We start from the raw sequence: 18,216 nt of genomic DNA, 5'->3' as shown, positions 1-18,216 counted from the left end.
TGAATCCGAGTCACTGTCTGAATCTGAGTCACTATCAGAGTCGGAGTCACTGTCTGAGTCAGAATCGCTGTCTGAATCGGAATCACTATCTGAATCCGAGTCACTGTCTGAATCAGAGTCGCTGTCTGAATCCGAGTCGCTGTCTGAATCTGAGTCGCTATCTGAATCTGAGTCGCTATCTGAGTCTGAGTCGCTATCTGAATCGGAATCGCTATCAGAGTCTGAGTCGCTGTCTGAATCGGAATCGCTATCTGAATCTGAGTCACTATCAGAGTCTGAGTCGCTGTCTGAATCGGAATCGCTATCCGAATCTGAGTCACTATCAGAGTCTGAGTCACTGTCTGAATCGGAATCGCTATCTGAGTCGGAATCACTGCCGACTACTAAATCTCCATCAGCCGAACCATCTGTTGGTTTAACTATATTTTCGTTATCCCAGTAAAACTGTCTTCTCACGCCACTTGCGGTATCATTCGTTTCTGAAACTCTAGTCTTAACATTTTGGCCACTCTTACTATCATATTTACCTTCAACTTCGATAATATAAGCGCCATCAATATGACCAAATTGAATGTTAACAGAGTTATCACTATTGTAAGTAATCCATCCATTAAAATTATTTGTGACATCTACTAAGTTTGAACTATTAGTATCGTTATAATAACTCTCACTCAATTGACTTGCGTCTTTCACTTGGTAAATTTTGAATTTTGTATTTTTATCAATAATTGTACTTGATTTACTTTGATCAGTTTGATAACCCTGAATACGCACATTTGAATTATATAATGTATTTTCCATAGGATTAACATAAATCTTTTGCTTAAAGTCTTCACTGCCTGAATGCAAATCGATATCTGTTATAAACGAACTAATATTTGGTCCATAAGCGTCTTTTATACCTTGGTACGGTGAATCGTAACTAATATTCAAAGTCTCAGTGTAATTCTTATCAGCTATATTAAATGTACTGCTGTAGTTACCACTATGAGGCGTATTCTTTCTATCTGTGAAAATTGGCAACTTGAAGTTCCCTTTAATATTATTTCTGTCATTAACGAAATTCGTAAAAGTATATTTTACCGTCTTACTATTTACATCATAAATACCATTAGCTACCACTTCTCCATTGGCATTTGTTAATGGCTTAACCTTCATTTGATTATTAAGCTTCTCATAATTTACGTCACCATTAACAGTAACACGTTGTGGATATTTAACAGTAAAATAATCGCCTTCTTTAATCTTGCCATTCACGCTAAATGATGCATTTAAATCTGAATAGCCACTATGGTTAGGGTCAAAAGACTTTTTCGACACATTAAAACTATCCACATTTATTTTATCGTTAACGTTAGAACCTTGTTGTTCTGAATTCGCTTCATTTGTTGCAGCTCTACTTACAGGCTGTGCAAATCTTGAAACTGTTCTAGGTGTAGCTTGAACTTGTATTGCATTCTTTTCATTCGCTTGATCATCTATCGGTGAGTTGGATAACGAATGATGTCGAGTATTAGAATTGTTTAATCCATTAACTTTATTAACTGACTTTTGAGTTGATTGGTTACGAGTTGAAGCACTATCTTGAGGGCTATAAGTTTCTGTAACCTGTTCTTGAGGTGAAACACGTTTTGAAGTTTGCGATGTTTGTGACTGTGAATTTTGTTTTGCTGATGCTTGCAGTTCAGGGTTTTGGGCTTTAGTTGTTTGAACTGTTTGCTCAGTTTCTTTCACGTTATGATTTGTTGATTGTTTATTCGCTTGTTCTACATCTTCATCTCGAGAAACTTTATGAGTATTTTTTGGTGTTTGATTGTTTGTTGTTAATGTTTCTTGATTTGAATTATTATTTTTTACTTCTTGTTGCTTTTCTGTTGTGTTATCAGTTGATTGGGCGTCACCTGATAAATCTTTAGCATTGCGTGTGTGATTTTGCATTACTTCTTTAGACGTTTCAGTCGAAGTTTTCTCTGCTGATTGGACATCATTGTTTTGGGCTTTTAATGATGTGCCAACTTCATCTGACTGATTATCTAGTTGTTGGACGTTATGGTTGTTTTGTGTGGTATGAGTCTTTTTTTGAGTATCTCCTAGCTGTCCAACTGAGCTACTATTCGAAGCTTCCTCATTGTTTGAAGTGAGTGAAGCAGTGTCGGTAGAATGCTCAGCCGCTTTTGCTTCATGATCAACTCCAAAAATTATTGTTGCACCCACTAAAATTGATGCCGTTCCTACTGTAAATCTTCTAATGGAATACTTGTTATGCCTGTTAGGCACGAAATCCATCCTTTTTCTCAAAATACATCACTTCCTAAAAAAATTTGTGATTTTAATTTAATCACAAGATAAAGAATACTACATTTCTCGATTATATAAAAGAGTTAATTTAAAAATTAATGATAATCTTTATATGAAATTCAATTGTTTTTGGTTGTATGTTTTAATATTTAATTATAATTTAATTTATGTAGTGTATACATATATTATTAAATCGGCATTAATTTCTTTTAAAATATAAAAGCACTAGTCAGAATTATTTTGCTAGAAAGTAATTCAACTAATGCTTTAATAGAATATATATTTAATTTAGAGTGTGTTTTAACTAGAATGGCAAAATGATAATTTCTTCAAATCGAAATTTCAAATCGAAATTTCAAATTTAAAATTCGTCTTTATAATTCTTTGCTGATCAACCAATTTTTATTACTTTTAAATAGAACTTTATCTTCTCGAAGCTCATTAATAATATGTCCTGTTGTTTCTCGAGATATGCCTGCCATATCACTTAACAGTTGTATTGTCATAAATTGTTTTATTTCGTAGAATTCTTCATTATCGTATCCGACAGTGTGGCATAGATAACGTAAAATCTTAGTCACGCGTTCTTTCGCAAGCTTGCTGGTTAACGCCATATTATATTCAATGTGCTGACATTGCGTTTCACTCAGTAATTCAAATAATCTTACGAAGATATCTTCATGCGTTTTGCAAAGGTATTCAATTAAATCACGAGGAATGCCTATGACTTCACAATCCGTCAAAGCCGTACACATTTCATTTGGCACCTTATCTTGAAATAAATTATTCAACGGGAACAGTACTTTTTCTCTATTTAAATAACGATACATGTCGCCATTTAAATTAAAATTCTCTCTCATGATATTTCCTTGTAATAATAAATAAACGTGTGTCGTTTCGTCTGATGAAAAGTAAATCACTTGTCCCTTACTATAATGCCTAACAAAACACTGGCTTTTAAACGGAAGTAAAACGCCAACAGGTATATGAATATAAGACGCAAGTTGTTTGAAACTTTCATCAAGTTCATTTTCTCTACAAAAAATTTGATTTCCAGCCATAACATAAACTCCTTACTACCTAAAGCTATTGAAAGGGAGAACGCTATACATCTTTCAAATATGAAGTTGGCGTTAAAGTGTCAAAGAAACGCCACTTCATAGATGTTTATTGATTAAGGGGAGGGGGCCATCGTTCTTATGGTTCCAATAGCTTGATTATTCAACATTTATTTGTGAATATGTGTACCCGCTTGCTTGTCGAACGCATGATAAGCATTTTCTAAATTAGTGATAATTGCTTCTTTATCATTTCCACTTTCAACAAATTCAATTGCCGCTTCAATCTTCGGCAACATCGAACCTTCAGCGAACTTACCTTCATTCGCATAACGTTTTAACGTTTCAATATCAATGTCTGTTAACTTTTCTTCATTTGGTTCTTTAAAATTAATATACACGTGTTCTACATTTGTTAGTATCATCAACGTATCTGCGTCAATGAGAGCTGCTAATTTTTCACTAGCAAAGTCTTTATCAATAACCGCTTCGACACCTTCATATGTGTGTTCACTCTTCACAACTGGCACACCCCCACCGCCACAAGCGATGATAATATTTTTCTGTTCGACAAGTGTGCTAATTAATTGGTGTTCTAGAATAGAAATTGGCAATGGTGAGGCAACAACCTTTCTATATCCTCGACCTGCAGAATCTGCTTTATAAATCGCTTCAGGTTGTGCTTCTTTTAAAGCGTGCATTTCTTCCTCAGTATAAAACGGACCAATCGGTTTTGTTGGGCGGTTGAATCGAGGATCATCTTTATCAACCTCTACACGAGTAATAATTGTTCCAACTGCTCGATCGCTACCAATTTCTGATAATGCTCGATTAATTTCGGTCTCTAACCAATAGCCTATCATACCTTGCGTCATAGACCCACACACATCGAGTGGCATAGCAGGAGTCTGTGCGCTATCTGATTTAGATTGTTGAATGAGTAAATTGCCTATTTGAGGGCCATTACCATGTGAAATCACGATATCATTATTTGATTGAAATAAAGGTTTAAGTGATTGCATAGTCATGTGAATCGCCCGTCGTTGTGCTTCTGCTGAACCTTCAGATGTCTGAATCGCATTACCACCTAATGCGATGACAATTTTTTTATTCATAACTCATCGCTCCTTTATCTAGAATACATTAATCGCGCCGCTACATAGTCGAACTAGTCCCACAATTGCTAGAACTATGATGATAGCGAAGAAGATATAATCTACGCGTGTTAAACGTCTTCGGTTGTTTTTCTGAACGATTGAATAAACGATAAGCCCTGGAATATAAAGCAACATCGTTAATAATAAATAATCAAATCCTGCTGCATAGACTAACCATATTGCGTAAACAGATGCGAGTATACCAATTGTCCATTGTTTTGGTGTCGCATGTTGTTTATGTTCAATTGTATATTTAACTTGATAAAATGCGCTAAACATGTACGGGTAAAGAATGGCACTTGATGCTAGTGAAAATGCGAATTGGTACGCGCTATCAGTGAACAACATACTAATTAAGAAGATTTGAACTAATATGTTCGTGATTAATAACGCATTCACAGGTGCGCCGTTTTCATTTTCCTTAGCAAACCATTTAGGGAATAATCCATCTTTCGCAACGATAAATGGCAATTCACCAGCGAGTAATGTCCAACCCAACCAGGCACCTAATACTGAGATAATTAGGCCAATGTTAACAAGTGTTGAACCCCAGTCGCCGACAATGTATGAAAGTACGTGTGCCATTGACGGTGCTTCCAATTTAGAGATATGGTTCTGAATGATAACGCCTTGGGCAAGTACAGTTAATAAGAAATATATGAGTAATACTGAAATTAATCCTATCACTGTAGCAGTACCTACATCTTTCTTACGTTTAGCACGACTTGAGAAGACGACAGCACCTTCTATTCCGATGAATACCCATACAGTTACAAGCATTGTACTTTTCACTTGAGACATTGTATCTCCAAAGCTAAATGGTAACGCACCGTGTGCATTCATGCCGAAAAATCCTTCTTTGAAAGTATCAAAATTAAAGGCAACTAACATACAAATGACAACGAGTAGAATAGGTATTAACTTCGCAACGGTTACAATACTATTAATAAATGCCGCAGTTTCTACACCTTTTAATATAAGGAAGTGAACACCCCATAATAAAATTGAGGCAACAAGTATACTTGGGAATGTGTTACCACCTTTGAAAATTGGGAAGAAGTTCCCTACTGAAGACATCAATAGTGTTGCGTAAGCGACGTTGCCTAAAAATGCAGAGAACCAATATCCCCATGCACTGGCAAAACCTATAAAGTCCCCAAATCCAGCTTGTGCATAACTATAAATACCACCATCGAGATCAGGACGTTCATTCGTTAGATTTTGAAATACAAAAGCTAATGAAATCATGCCTATAGCTGTAATAATCCATCCGATAATAATTGCAAGACCACCGGCTTGGCCACCCATATCAGACATGAGGTTGAATGCACCGCCACCAATCATTGATCCAATAACGAGACCTATCAATGATGATTGACTTAACTTATTTTCTCCTGATTCGCTCATATTCATTTCTCCTTTAGAAGTAGGGACACATAGATGTACGCTATTTAATTCATCGTTTCGTTGGGAGTGGTTTGGGAAATTAGCGTATATCTATCGTCCCTGTTATAGTAATTTGATTTAACCTAGCCTAATGTCGCAGCCATCACAGCTTTAATCGTATGCATACGATTCTCAGCTTGGTCAAATACTTTAGAGTGCTCACTTCTAAAGATTTCGTCTGTAACTTCCATTTCACTTAGTCCATATTTCTCATATATATCTTGACCGTATTGAGTTTGTGTATCATGGAATGCTGGTAAACAATGTAGGAAAATGGTATCGTCCTTACCAGTTAAATCGAACATAGCTTTGTTGACCTGATAGTCCTTCAACAAGTTAATACGTTCTTCAAATTCACTTTCTTCGCCCATTGAAACCCAGACATCTGTATATATAACATCTGCGCCTTTAACCGCTTCATCAATTTTGTCAGTAACGAGAACAGAACCACCATACTTAGAAGCTCGGTCTTTGGCAATGTCGACATATGCTTCTTTAGGGCTTAAAGCTTTAGGTGTACAGATTCTCACGTTAACGCCAAGCATTGCGCCTGCCACCATTAATGAATGTGCCATATTATTACGTCCATCTCCAACGTAAGTTAAATTAATACCTTCAAGATGTCCGAAATTTTCTTTAATCGTCATAAAGTCTGCCAACATTTGAGTTGGGTGCCATTCATCAGTTAATCCGTTCCAAACTGGTACACCAGAGAATTCAGCAAGTTGTTCTACTGTCTCTTGTGAGAATCCTCTAAACTCTATACCATCAAACATTCTACCTAGCACTTTCGCAGTATCTTCTACGGATTCTTTTTTACCTAATTGAATATCATTTTTACCTAAAAATTCAGGATGTGCACCTAAATCGATAGATGCGACTGTGAATGCAGCACGCGTACGAGTTGACGTTTTCTCGAATAGTAATGCGATGTTTTTACCTTCTAAATAATGATGCTTTGTGCCTTGTTGTTTATACGTTTTTAACGTCATGGCAAAATCGATTAAACCTTCAAATTCTTCCTTGGTAAAATCACTTTCCTTAAGTAGTGATCTACCTTTTAAATCGAATGGTTTCCGGATTTTCTCCATAATATACGCTCCTTTCATTTAATGAGTCGCTATAAAATTGATCATCGTCTTCAATAGGTGCAATGATATGTTTATTTATGCGCTTTCGAAAACGTTTCCAATTACAATATAACTATACTATAAATCTTCTCTAAATAGTGGTTGGCTCATACATCTTGGGCCCCCACGTCCGCGAACAAGCTCGCTTCCAGGTATTTCAATTACTTTGATGCCGTGTTTTCTTAACAATTCATTAGATACATAGTTACGATCATATGTGACTACAACTCCAGGACGGATACACAATGTGTTAGAACCGTCATTCCATTGTTCACGCGCGCCATCAATGACATCGCCATTACCTGTAGGGATTAATTCGATATTGTCGACACCAAGCACCTCTTCTAACGTTTGTTTAAGATGACTTGAGTGTGAAATTTTGATATCATTTTCAGATTCATCGTATTCAATAACGAAAATATTCATATTACCTTCCGCTTTAAGAATCGCTGAATGCGTTGTGAACTTATCATAGTCAATCATAGTACATACTGTATCTAAATGCATGAATGTACGACTTGTTGGAATTTCTATCGCTACGACTTTTTTGAAAGTTGATAATGGATCTTGGAAAATACGTCGTGCCAAACGTTCGATGGCTTGAGCTGACGTACGTTCTGAAATTCCGATTGCAAGGACATCTTTAGAAAGTACGAGTTCGTCTCCCCCTTCTATATTGAAAGGACAGTCACGGTCTAACCATACAGGTACATCTGCATCTTTAAAGCGAGGATGATATTTTAAAATATATGAAATGAAGATGGATTCTCGACGTCTTGCTCTCCAAAACATACGATTCACTGTCATGCCTCGTCCTACTGATGCTTGTGGGTCACGTGTGAAGTATAAGTTTGGCATTGGGTCTAAGTAGAATGGATATTTGTCATCCATGTACTCAACTAAGTGTGTAGATTCTAATTTAATTTCTTCTTTTCGCACACCAGCCATGACTTTGTTAATTAATTCTTGGTTTGATAATGTAGAGAATAATTTTTTGATTTCTTTTTCATGACCAAGAATTGTTTTACGAGATTCTGCTAGAACATCATTGATAAATTGTTCTCTAATATTTGAATCTTCAATGCTCTCTGCAGCTAATTGCTCTAAGTAAAGTACTTCTACTCCTTCATCTTGTAACACTTTGGCGAACCGGTCATGCTCTTGTTGCGCCACCTTTAAATAAGGAATATCGTCAAACAATAGTCCATCTAAATAGTCAGGAACTAAATTTTCCAACTCTTTACCAGGACGTTTAAGCAAAACGGTTTTAAGTTTACCAATTTCACTGTTTACTTGAATGGGTCCATTTGCCATATTCATTTCCTCCTTTTCTATAACTACAGCTTGAGTGTATAGCGAATTTGCGATTGTTTATGTGATTATATTCACAAGTTCGATGTGGAAAGTTTTGTACAATTTGGTTATTCAATACACTTATGTGTTTGAATATACATTTTTATACTGTTATTCCGTATGGAAAATGAATATTCAATTAATATGAAATAATGAATGTTTCGATAAAAAGTTTTTTATTCACTTAAATGAATAGTTAGTCATTATGTGAAGTCAATCTTTTTGTAAAACAAAAAACCTAGCAAACGTAATTAAAGCGTTTACCAGGTTTAAGCTATAAATTATTTAATTATGAAGTTTTATGAATAATTATGATTAAATATTTTGTAATACACGTACTCTGCCAGTGCCTTAGAATGTGTAAGTATCATAATTGTATCATTACCACTGATGGTACCGATGATTTCTTTAAGTTGTAATTGATCAATGTAATAATTGATGCTTTGTGCAAATCCTGGTGACGTCTTAATTAGTATATATGATTCTTTAATCACAGTGTTAATGATTTCTGTTTCGAGATAATCATCTAGTTTTATTTTGGCGTCAATTTGTGATTGATTATTAAGGATTTTGTATTCAAATTGTTTTGCATCGGCTGGGAGGCGGAAGATATTGAGTTCTCTAAGGTCTCTGGCGATGGTCGTCATGCTGTAGCGTATGCCGAAGTGATCATCGATATAATCGACGATATCTGCTTTTTTATAGATGTGATTTTGTTTAACAATCATGGTCACTAAATCTTGTCGTTTGCTTTTTTTCATTAATGATAAACTCCTCTTTACATCTAATTTAAATTGAGTTATATATTAAAAATTCTTTTTATTTAATAATAATTTATCATTCTATTGTTAAAAGATTATGAGAAAGTATGTAAAATTTTGTGACAAATTAGAAAAAATGAGCGTAAGAGATAATGTTAAGAGTATGATGATTAAAATATAACCTAAATGAGTGAGTTTCATTTAGGGATTTGCTTAATTTGTTCCATTTTTCTTTATAAACTATGAATCATCTCGTTTACGTTTCTTATTATTTGTTCTAATTAAACTAATAAATACAATAATCGTAAAAATAGTAGCTACTTTATTTGCATGTTTTAAAGGTAACTCTATAATGTCGAATGTTATTAAAAAACATGCAATAGCAATAAGTATATATATGATACTTAGTAAAATATCTTTTATTGATAATTTAGAATGAAATTTTTTCAAAAGCTCACTCCTAATTAATCGGATCTTCTATTGATTAACACCTTAAGCATCATTTCTGTTAATTTCTTTATAACATGTTCGTCTTAAGATAAAAAGTTGTAAAGGACACAATATATGAACGTGATTAAACCAACTTTCTAAGAGGGTAGGGTCACTACAGTCAGACAACCCGCAGTCTCCCCTCTAGAAATTAAAAAGCCCCCTGCTCTAATCAAGAGCAAGGAGCCAGTGAGGTCAACAATGTCTATATTGAGGCGAGTAGCATTGTAAGTGTTTAACATTAATTCTTGTTTATTAAGGCGTTTGATTTTCGTTCCGTTAATATGTCATATACTTCTTGTTTAAGTTAAAACATTTGAAATTCTAATTGATTATACACCAACGTCTTCCCATGCTTTTTCAATTTCATTAGCTGTTTCTTCGTCATATAAGTCTAATGCGGATTGATGTAAGGCATCTTTGGCATCTTGGAAGTCTGAGTTAGAAGATAAGTAATCTGTAAGCGCTCTGTAGTAAATTTGTTGCGCTTTATCTTTACCAATACTGCGGATAGTGTTGTAAGCTGCTTTATTTGGAATACCTGAGTTAGTGTGGACACCACCATTATCTGAACTTGTATTTACATAGTCGTCCATGTGAGATGGTTGACCGTATTCTTCTGGATCAGACATACTTCTTAATGCATCTCCGTCACGGTCTGGTGTGTAAACATCTTCACCCATTAAGAAATCGTCATTATCTACAAAATAACCGAAAACATCTGAGAAACTTTCATTTAATGCTCCTGATTGATCACGGTAAACTAGACCAGCAGTTTCTTGAGTCACACCATGAGTGATTTCGTGAGCGACGATATCATTAGCACCTGAGAGTGGGATAAATGTACGTCCATCTCCATCACCATATATCATTTTATCGCCAATCCATGCGGCGTTATTTCTATTATCTGAACCTTGGAAATTGTTAACATGTGCTAATGAAACAATTGGGCTTCCTTTATCATCATATGATTCACGACCGAAAGTATCTTTATAATAATCGTATACTTCTTTAGCGTGATAATTGGCATCGACGCCAGCGCGTTGATTATCATCCGTGAAATTCTTGTCTCTGTCTTTTATTAAACTGTATTGACCGCTACCATCGCTATAATTATAAGCAGAAAGTTGTCCTTTATGTGTTAAATCCTGTAATGCAAAGCCACCATCGATACTGTTAATATTGATTTCCTTCGTGTCTCCAAGAACACCTTTACCCGTACCAGTTGTGGCCGCTTCATGAATCATATTCATTTTATCAACAACTTTTCCTGTTTGCGCATCTACTTTTACATTCCAATGCGCAATTTTAGGCGATGTAGTAATAAGTTCGACGTTGTACACGTATTTATTCGTTTTGCCGTCGATTTCAACTTTGTTTTGTTTTACCACATCGTTTTTCATATTTTTCGCTTTGTCACGGTTGATGTTCGTTGCTTCAAAAGCTTTACTTAAGGCTTGTTCTTTGTTGATAGAGACTTTGTTTGTTGGTTTCACTTTTTTCGCATCAGTGTCACCATTAATTAATACGACTTTCCCTTTTGAGTTAGCATGAACTTTTACCTCTTTATCAGGGGCATAAGTATGACCAACTTTAGGATGTAAGGTATAATGGGTAAAACCTTTGTTGTCTTTTTGGGTATCAGTAACAGCGTAATCTTTATAATGATTTTTGACATTTTGCGAATCTGGCAACGCTTTTAATGCTTTAGGTGCATCGGTTTGTTGCGTTACTTCCGCATTGATTTTCTGTGTCGCTGATCCCTTTTTCGCATTGGCATCCGTATTGACTAAGGGGCTTGCTACTGTAAGTGCTGCGATACTTGTAAGTGCAAATTTCGAAAAATTCTTCATCTCGTAACCTCCTTAAAAATTTTAAAAGCAACTTACAGTGTCATCGTAATTATATTTTTTTGAAAAGTAAATGAAATTTTCATTTATTTCACACAGTCTTCACTTATAAATTATTTGTATAAATAATTTGTTCATTATTCTCAACACTTATGTTAAAATTTTAACTTTGATGGATTAATATAAGTTATTTTTATTAATTAAGATGTAATAAAATTAATAATTAAATTATACTTGATATAGTTTAGCGTCAGACGATTGCGTTTAATCCATTGGGAATAAAGGTTTTTAAAAGCACAAAAAATCACCTAATCATTTATTAAGTGATTCTTTTATGCTATTTTTTTAAAATTTCCCCTTTAATTGGTTGTGTTGCATTTTCGAATTTAATTTTTAATGATTGTCCCTTTTCCAAATCTGGAGCATTAATAACTTGGAAATGTAAATGTGGTTCTGACGAATTTCCTGAATTCCCGCATTGTCCTACGACCTCTTGAGAATAAATAATATCTCCCTCACGTACATTAATTGAATTTCTCTTTAGATGCGCTAAAACACTATATTCGTGGCGATCATGCTTAATCATAACGTAATTTCCGAAAGGCTCATTTTCATTAGTATTACCTGGTGTATTATCGTTAACATGATTGACTACCCTGACAACTTCTCCATAAATCGGCGCGACTACATCTGCTCCAAAACTATAATAATTAGCGCAGAATTGTCCCCCATCAAACATCGTCTTTCCATTTACAAGTTTCACTAAATCATATGCATAACGTTGCGTTTCATAATTATAGTGGTAATTAAATAATTCATTGTCTCCACCCCAATATACCAGCCACTCATCTTTAATTGGCAAGTTATATGTAAGTTGAGTCCACTTATCTTTAAAATAATATAGAGGTTTTAATATAAGACTATGAATGACGTCATCCTCTATAAGCACAAAAACCCCATAATTTTGATATTCATCTAACCAAATCTTTTCACCACTAGAGGCATTACCAATATCTACATACAATTTATGCTTTTTAGCAAATTTCATATAAAGGTCTAATGTCTCTTTTAACATCCGCTTACTAACAGATTTTTTCATACTCTTAGAGAATAGTTTGTAAATCTCATTATGCTTTTTATTCTCAATGAGATTGATAAGTCTATTCAAGTTCATTATAATCCCCTCCAGATGCCACATATTCATTAAATATATTCCCTAAATTTTATGGTTATCACACTTTTTAACCTCTTGAAAATAGAAAAATAGACCCTCACTGTTGAGAGCCTATCATAAAAACTTATTTTTTAATTACTTTTTTGACTGTGCTCGTTTTTTCAAAACCAATAACTATGCGATCGATTTTACCTTTAGTAGCATCAAACCAAATCGTTGCGCCATTTTTACCTGGTTTAGCATAATAAATACCAGTCATATTATTTTTTCCATTACTTACTTTTTTAAGGTTCTTACCATAAGCAGCTTGAACATCTTTTAAAGATAATTTATTTTTTAAGGAAATATCTACAATTGAAGCAGTTTTATCTTTTTTAGAATATTCGCGGAATAATTGATCGTATTTAGTCGCAGTTTTTGAAGATTTAGTAGGTGCCAATTTAATGCCATTAAACGTCACTTTACCTTTATTAAGTGCTGTGCGGAATTGTTTGTCTAGTACAAATTTAGCATTGTAACCAGCATTACCGTTATAAGTATAATATGCAGTTTGTGTAGTTGCATTTGTAGTTTGGTGAGTTTGAGTTGCAGCATGTGCTTGAGTCGGTGTCGTAGTTGCACCAATACCAAGTAATGTACCGAAGGCTAAAGTGGAAGCAATTATTTTCTTTGTCTTTGTATTCATGGGAATAACCTCTCTTTCTAAAAACGCCGGCATGTCGCACGGTCTTATAGATTATACCCCTTATTCAGATGGCGTACAATTAATTTATATATACAAAAGAGAGTGCTTTTTTAGTTATTTAAAAATATTTGAGGAAAATTCATACCATAATAGTTTAATCGTATCGAATTTAGTTTGATAGAGGAAAAGGCTAGTTTTATTATCAATACCCAAATGTCATCGTCTCCTCATCTACATCTTCGAATTCATCAATAAACATGTCACAAATAGGGTCATATAATCTTAATTGAGCTATATTATTCTTTTCGTCTTTTACTAGTTTTGGTATAGCTTCACTAATATTTTGACTATATACTGTGTTATCTACTAAGTTTATTGCTAGTTTTTCTAAATACCAAGAGGAAAATTGAGCATAATTTTTTATGATATTGACTATTGTCGACTTCAATCGACTATCTAAATCTATTTCATTTTTCGTCATATTTTGTCTTTGTATAATTTCGATATAATTGCATAATTTATCCTGTTCAATTAAATTTTTTGCTTCATTATTACTGTTTATGGCATTAAGTAATCTTACCAATGCCCCTAACTTATCCTGATCTTTAAATAATGATGTACCTGTATATTCTTCGTATTCTATTAGCAAAAATGCTAGTGCGGATAGCTTATTGATGTTAATCACCTCGATAGTCAATTATTTACAACATCATAGCTCGATTCACAAAATCAAACAACTCACTTTTACTCATAAATATAAATTTAATATTATACCTAATTGATTTATACTCACACATAAAATGAAAATCACCTCACTGATTTTAGCGAGGTGATTGTTAAATCTCTTCTATATTTAAAATAACATTAAACTTCTTCAACGAATGAAGTTAAGAAGTCTACATAATAATCCACGAAATCTAAGTAGTTTTGTTTATCTACACATTCGTCTACTTGATGAGGACCTGTACCAGGCCCAAACATTAAGAATGGGAAGTTTTCATCTTTACCACGTAATAGATTTGAAGCATCTGTAACCGCAACTGTTGGAGTAATAATGAGACCTTCTTCATTTGGGAAATGTTCTCTTGCTTTCTCATGGCCTAATTCTACTAAACGGTTTTTACCAGTTGTTACAACAGGTGCTAAATCAAGATAAATTTCTTGAGATAAACTTGAACCATTGTCATTGGCTTGCTTTAAATATTTATTAAATAATTCTTTAACTTTGTCATTATTATATTCTGGAATGGTACGTACGTTAAATTCTGCAGTAGCACTGTCAGGTACCGAGTTAACTTGTGAGCCACCATTAAAGATACTATTTGTCATTACTAGGCCTTCAATTAAATCTTTAGCTTGTTCTTTAGTAACATTTTCAGGTAACTGATCTGCTAACTTATTTACCATATTACTATAATCTAAAGACTCGCCTTTAATGGATTTTGTTAATTCTTCATATTCTTTATCTATATTTTGGATAAATTCAAGAAGTGGTTTGATTGCATTTTCCCCTAAGAAAGGCATAGAACTGTGTGACGATCTACCTTTAGAGGTAATACGGAAGTCCATTGAACCTTTATGCGCGTATACTAAGCTAGGATAAGAAGGTTCAGCAATAAGTAACGCATCTAAATCGTCGGCATAGCCTTTCTCATATAATTGAGCAGAACCAGCTTGTTCCATCTCCTCACCGACTGTTGCCATAAATTTAATTGTGCCTTTGTTTAACTGATCACTTTCTTTAATTTCGATTAATGCAATCGCTAATGCCGCTAATCCTGATTTCATATCGGCAGCGCCACGACCATATAAGTTGCCATTATCTTCAGTTAATTGGAACGGGTCATATGTCCAATCGTCATGGTTCCCTTCAGCGACCACATCCATGTGACCTGAGATGCCAATCACTGGTTTGCCTGAACCAATTGTAGCGATGAGGTTGGCACGTCCTTCTGATACTTCGTCTAATTCAGATTCAATACCATATTTGTCGAACCATGTTTGTAAATATTTCGCTACTTCCAATTCATTATCGTTTACCGTTTTAATTGCGACAATATCTGATAGAATTTTAATTCTTTCTTCATTTGATAATGCACTCATCAATGAATACCACCTTTCCAAGACTCTATACCCTTTCTTTTTTAAAATTAATTTCCCCGTAGTGCAAATACTTTATCACAACGTTATTAATTACTCTCTCAACTGATTTGAGATAGATAGAAAGTTACGAAATGTACGAGTCTATGTTAACCTTAAAGCATATACTGGCAAGGAGTCATTCTATATGTTCAAACCTCAACCCAAATTAATTATAGCAATTTTCAGCCTATTATTATTGAAAATATTCATAGTTATACCTATTTCGGAATTCTGCCATATTGAATGGCTATATTCTAATGGAATCGGTTGTAAAGTATTAGATTTACTAAGTTTAATTTTAATGGTCACTTGCATCGTGCGAGCTGTCAGAGGCCTTGAATAAAAAATGCCCACCATTAAAATGACGGACACCTTAAAATATTACTATTTACTTGTTGTAAGTGGTACGTGACCAATAGACGCCTCGACAACATGGTTGTTATCTACAACAAACCATACTTCTAAACTTTTTTTAGTAGGCTTGTAATAGAATATGCCTCCATCTTTTTGCGTGCAATGTGATTTTTCTTTTAAATCTTTACCATAGGCTTTTTTAATTTGAGCAAATGATAAATTTCCTTTGACTATAATTTGCATTTGATTAGCACTATGACCTGTTTTAGTTACACCTTTAAACGTTTGGTCATAAAGATTAACTTTCTTAGTCCCAGAGGTCTTTGCTAATTTAATCCCATTAAATTTCACATTATCAGCCTTCACAGCGTTGATAAATTGTTGATTCAATAAAAATGATGCATCGCGTCCAACATAACCGTTGTAAGTATAATAATGTGACGTTGCTGCGTGAGCTGATCCATTTACTGGTGAGTCTGTAGTAACGCTTGCTCCCATTAATGCTCCCAAAGTAATAGTAGAAGCTAATAATAATTTAGTTGCTTTCTTCATGATAAGTTATCTCTTTTCTATAGTTTATATTTTTATTTTAACTCAATAATTACATATTAACCTATAATTATTTTCTCATTAGATGATTTCCCAATTATCCTAATGTTCCAATGGTAATATGTGTGACTTTGTTATTTTTAGTTGTAAATGCAATACCGTAATGTTTATTATTCGGGCTATAAGCATACATTTTAGTTCCATTGTTCGTACTAGGTAATTTTCTTAAACTTTTACCATAAGCTTGTTTTAACTGCTTCACAGATACATAACTTGAAACATTAAAGTCTACTTTACCTGCTCTCGTTTTCTTAGTATTTACACCGCTAAAACTTTGATCATACTTCTTAACCGTACCTTTATACTTATTCACACTTGTCTTTCCAGTTGTGTACGGAATTTTAATTCCATTCATTGTAAAATTGTCATACTTAAGCGAAGTAATAAATTGTTGATTTAAAACAAATGAGGCGTTATTTCCAGCATAACCTTGATATGTGTAATAAGGCGTAACTGCTGCGTGAGCTTCTTTGACTTGTGGCATTTCTGCTGAAACTCCAATTCCAAATACTGTTCCGGCTGCTAAGATTGACGACACGATTACTTTGGTAGTTCTGTTCATAAATGGATCTCTCCTCTTTTTTTATTTAGAATCGCTTATTTATGTAGAACAAAGAAGGAATGTTACGATTCGATTACAATATTACAATATTATTACAGAAAGTGCAAATTTTTATTTAAACTTTTTATTTACACCTTAAAGTTTTTTGATATATTAAATAAATGAGTTTATGCTTTGAGTCAGTTTTTATCACAAAATAGTTCTACTTACGCCTAAAAAATGATTATAATAGAATACAGAAATATTTAATTTGAACGGAGGACAATCTTTTGAAAAAGATATTAGCAAGCATCGTGGTAATCCTTCTTGTTATTGCGTTAAGCTTTTCAATATATGCAGCAGTTAACCATAAAGGCAACTCTTCCCACTCTGATAAAGATAGTCAAAAAACAGAAGAAAAACATAAAAAGAAAAACAAATCGAATGACAATGATCAACAAAATAATGAAAATAGCAATATGACTAATAGTCAAGAAAATGCACAATCAGAACCTGCAAATTCTGGAAATTATAACGGAAATCAATCAACAAACAGTTCTAATAACACTACGAAACAGCCTAACAACAACCAATATCAGAACAATAATCATCAAGCCAATACAAATAACAATGCATCATCTAATCAAAGTGGCCAAGGTTCAGCACCAAGCAATCAAAATAATAACCATTCACAACAAAATACGACACGCCCATCAACTTCTGAGAAACCAAACAACCAACAATCGAGCCCGCAAAACTCAGGAAGTCAGAGCAATAATCAACAAAACAATAACGCACAAAACAAACATAATTAATACATTGAGACAGAAAATAAGCGACGAATTGAATTCGTCGCTTATTTCTTAATGGGGGGATACTGAAGGTATTAATTCGTGGGTTTAAAACTAATGCTATCTGTAAATTTTACAACGCTATTTTTATCCCTTAAAAACAGATACTCAATATCCTTATTCCCAGTAGAACTTCCACTTAGTTCACCTGTACCATTTAGAGTTAATTTTGGAGCCTTATTGGTAGGGATATTATATGTTTTTCTTAATTTCTTTACATTTACGTCTTTATTACTTAATTGATATTCAGCTGAATAGCTAGGTACTTCTGGGTTGTAAGAAATATTGCCATTTTTATATGAATCAATATCTTTAAAA

Annotated in this window: 17 protein-coding genes; 1 reads left to right on the top strand and 16 read right to left on the bottom strand. The window is 33.9% G+C overall.

The window, feature by feature from the left end; all coding sequences use genetic code 11:
• The 15 genes from HMPREF3264_RS00930 to HMPREF3264_RS00855 all read right to left on the bottom strand — a co-directional run.
• A partial coding sequence (locus HMPREF3264_RS00930) for a fibrinogen-binding adhesin SdrG C-terminal domain-containing protein (RefSeq protein WP_305367118.1) occupies nt 1-2,286 on the bottom strand: 2,286 nt, incomplete at its 3' end.
• A 386-nt stretch (nt 2,287-2,672) separates the two neighbouring features.
• A complete protein-coding gene (locus tag HMPREF3264_RS00925; RefSeq protein WP_002444611.1) occupies nt 2,673-3,359 on the bottom strand; it encodes a Crp/Fnr family transcriptional regulator in 687 nt (228 codons plus the stop codon).
• A gap of 167 nt (nt 3,360-3,526) precedes the next feature.
• The gene (gene arcC / locus HMPREF3264_RS00920; protein ID WP_044466377.1) at nt 3,527-4,471 is read right to left on the bottom strand and encodes a carbamate kinase; all 945 of its coding nucleotides are present in this window, start codon (nt 4,469-4,471) and stop codon (nt 3,527-3,529) included.
• A gap of 18 nt (nt 4,472-4,489) precedes the next feature.
• A complete protein-coding gene (gene arcD, locus HMPREF3264_RS00915) occupies nt 4,490-5,920 on the bottom strand; it encodes an arginine-ornithine antiporter (protein WP_070871626.1) in 1,431 nt (476 codons plus the stop codon).
• A gap of 122 nt (nt 5,921-6,042) precedes the next feature.
• Nucleotides 6,043-7,050, bottom strand: a complete 1,008-nt coding sequence (gene argF, locus HMPREF3264_RS00910) for an ornithine carbamoyltransferase (protein WP_037541727.1) — start codon at nt 7,048-7,050, stop codon at nt 6,043-6,045.
• Between the two features lie 117 nt (nt 7,051-7,167).
• A complete protein-coding gene (arcA, locus tag HMPREF3264_RS00905; RefSeq protein ID WP_070871625.1) occupies nt 7,168-8,403 on the bottom strand; it encodes an arginine deiminase in 1,236 nt (411 codons plus the stop codon).
• Between the two features lie 338 nt (nt 8,404-8,741).
• Entirely contained in the window at nt 8,742-9,203 is a 462-nt protein-coding gene (locus HMPREF3264_RS00900; RefSeq protein ID WP_002444616.1) for an arginine repressor, read from the bottom strand.
• 240 nt (nt 9,204-9,443) lie between these two features.
• Nucleotides 9,444-9,653 (bottom strand): hypothetical protein, encoded by a 210-nt coding sequence (locus HMPREF3264_RS00895; RefSeq protein ID WP_070871624.1) that lies wholly within the window; start codon nt 9,651-9,653, stop codon nt 9,444-9,446.
• 371 nt (nt 9,654-10,024) lie between these two features.
• Nucleotides 10,025-11,545, bottom strand: a complete 1,521-nt coding sequence (locus tag HMPREF3264_RS00890) for a M4 family metallopeptidase (RefSeq protein ID WP_070871623.1) — start codon at nt 11,543-11,545, stop codon at nt 10,025-10,027.
• 334 nt (nt 11,546-11,879) lie between these two features.
• Entirely contained in the window at nt 11,880-12,716 is an 837-nt protein-coding gene (locus HMPREF3264_RS00885) for a M23 family metallopeptidase (protein ID WP_070871622.1), read from the bottom strand.
• Nucleotides 12,717-12,840: 124 nt separating this feature from the next.
• Nucleotides 12,841-13,401 (bottom strand): immunodominant staphylococcal antigen IsaB family protein, encoded by a 561-nt coding sequence (locus HMPREF3264_RS00880; RefSeq protein ID WP_070871621.1) that lies wholly within the window; start codon nt 13,399-13,401, stop codon nt 12,841-12,843.
• A gap of 202 nt (nt 13,402-13,603) precedes the next feature.
• Nucleotides 13,604-14,098 carry a hypothetical protein gene (locus tag HMPREF3264_RS00875; protein ID WP_141764417.1) on the bottom strand — a complete coding sequence of 165 codons (495 nt, stop codon included), beginning with the start codon at nt 14,096-14,098 and terminating at the stop codon, nt 13,604-13,606.
• A gap of 167 nt (nt 14,099-14,265) precedes the next feature.
• Nucleotides 14,266-15,504, bottom strand: coding sequence for an ArgE/DapE family deacylase (locus HMPREF3264_RS00870; RefSeq protein ID WP_070830039.1), 1,239 nt, complete (start codon nt 15,502-15,504; stop codon nt 14,266-14,268).
• A gap of 423 nt (nt 15,505-15,927) precedes the next feature.
• Entirely contained in the window at nt 15,928-16,449 is a 522-nt protein-coding gene (locus HMPREF3264_RS00860) for an immunodominant staphylococcal antigen IsaB family protein (protein ID WP_070871618.1), read from the bottom strand.
• Between the two features lie 94 nt (nt 16,450-16,543).
• Nucleotides 16,544-17,068: an immunodominant staphylococcal antigen IsaB family protein gene (locus HMPREF3264_RS00855; protein ID WP_070871617.1), complete on the bottom strand. Its 525-nt coding sequence runs from the start codon at nt 17,066-17,068 to the stop codon at nt 16,544-16,546.
• A gap of 269 nt (nt 17,069-17,337) precedes the next feature.
• Between HMPREF3264_RS00855 and HMPREF3264_RS00850 the strand changes: the two genes are divergently transcribed.
• Nucleotides 17,338-17,862: a hypothetical protein gene (locus HMPREF3264_RS00850; protein WP_070871616.1), complete on the top strand. Its 525-nt coding sequence runs from the start codon at nt 17,338-17,340 to the stop codon at nt 17,860-17,862.
• Between the two features lie 71 nt (nt 17,863-17,933).
• Here HMPREF3264_RS00850 and HMPREF3264_RS12340 read toward each other — a convergent pair.
• Nucleotides 17,934-18,216 (bottom strand): Csa1 family protein (locus HMPREF3264_RS12340; RefSeq protein ID WP_141764429.1); only part of this gene is annotated, 283 nt, incomplete at its 5' end.

Source organism: Staphylococcus sp. HMSC62A08, assembly GCF_001839105.1.
Lineage (GTDB): Bacteria > Bacillota > Bacilli > Staphylococcales > Staphylococcaceae > Staphylococcus > Staphylococcus caprae.
This window is presented reverse-complemented; position numbering and strand designations above follow the sequence as displayed.

What these genes read in the sequence shown, in the direction of transcription:
- HMPREF3264_RS00925 (WP_002444611.1), bottom strand. Translation starts at nt 3,359, where the DNA reads ATGGCTGGAAATCAAATTTTTTGTAGAGAAAATGAACTTGATGAAAGT.
- arcA (WP_070871625.1), bottom strand. Translation starts at nt 8,403, where the DNA reads ATGGCAAATGGACCCATTCAAGTAAACAGTGAAATTGGTAAACTTAAA.
- arcC (WP_044466377.1), bottom strand. Translation starts at nt 4,471, where the DNA reads ATGAATAAAAAAATTGTCATCGCATTAGGTGGTAATGCGATTCAGACA.
- arcD (WP_070871626.1), bottom strand. Translation starts at nt 5,920, where the DNA reads ATGAGCGAATCAGGAGAAAATAAGTTAAGTCAATCATCATTGATAGGT.
- HMPREF3264_RS00890 (WP_070871623.1), bottom strand. Translation starts at nt 11,545, where the DNA reads ATGAAGAATTTTTCGAAATTTGCACTTACAAGTATCGCAGCACTTACA.
- HMPREF3264_RS00900 (WP_002444616.1), bottom strand. Translation starts at nt 9,203, where the DNA reads ATGAAAAAAAGCAAACGACAAGATTTAGTGACCATGATTGTTAAACAA.
- HMPREF3264_RS00885 (WP_070871622.1), bottom strand. Translation starts at nt 12,716, where the DNA reads ATGAACTTGAATAGACTTATCAATCTCATTGAGAATAAAAAGCATAAT.
- HMPREF3264_RS00855 (WP_070871617.1), bottom strand. Translation starts at nt 17,068, where the DNA reads ATGAACAGAACTACCAAAGTAATCGTGTCGTCAATCTTAGCAGCCGGA.
- HMPREF3264_RS00860 (WP_070871618.1), bottom strand. Translation starts at nt 16,449, where the DNA reads ATGAAGAAAGCAACTAAATTATTATTAGCTTCTACTATTACTTTGGGA.
- HMPREF3264_RS00870 (WP_070830039.1), bottom strand. Translation starts at nt 15,504, where the DNA reads ATGAGTGCATTATCAAATGAAGAAAGAATTAAAATTCTATCAGATATT.
- argF (WP_037541727.1), bottom strand. Translation starts at nt 7,050, where the DNA reads ATGGAGAAAATCCGGAAACCATTCGATTTAAAAGGTAGATCACTACTT.
- HMPREF3264_RS00880 (WP_070871621.1), bottom strand. Translation starts at nt 13,401, where the DNA reads ATGAATACAAAGACAAAGAAAATAATTGCTTCCACTTTAGCCTTCGGT.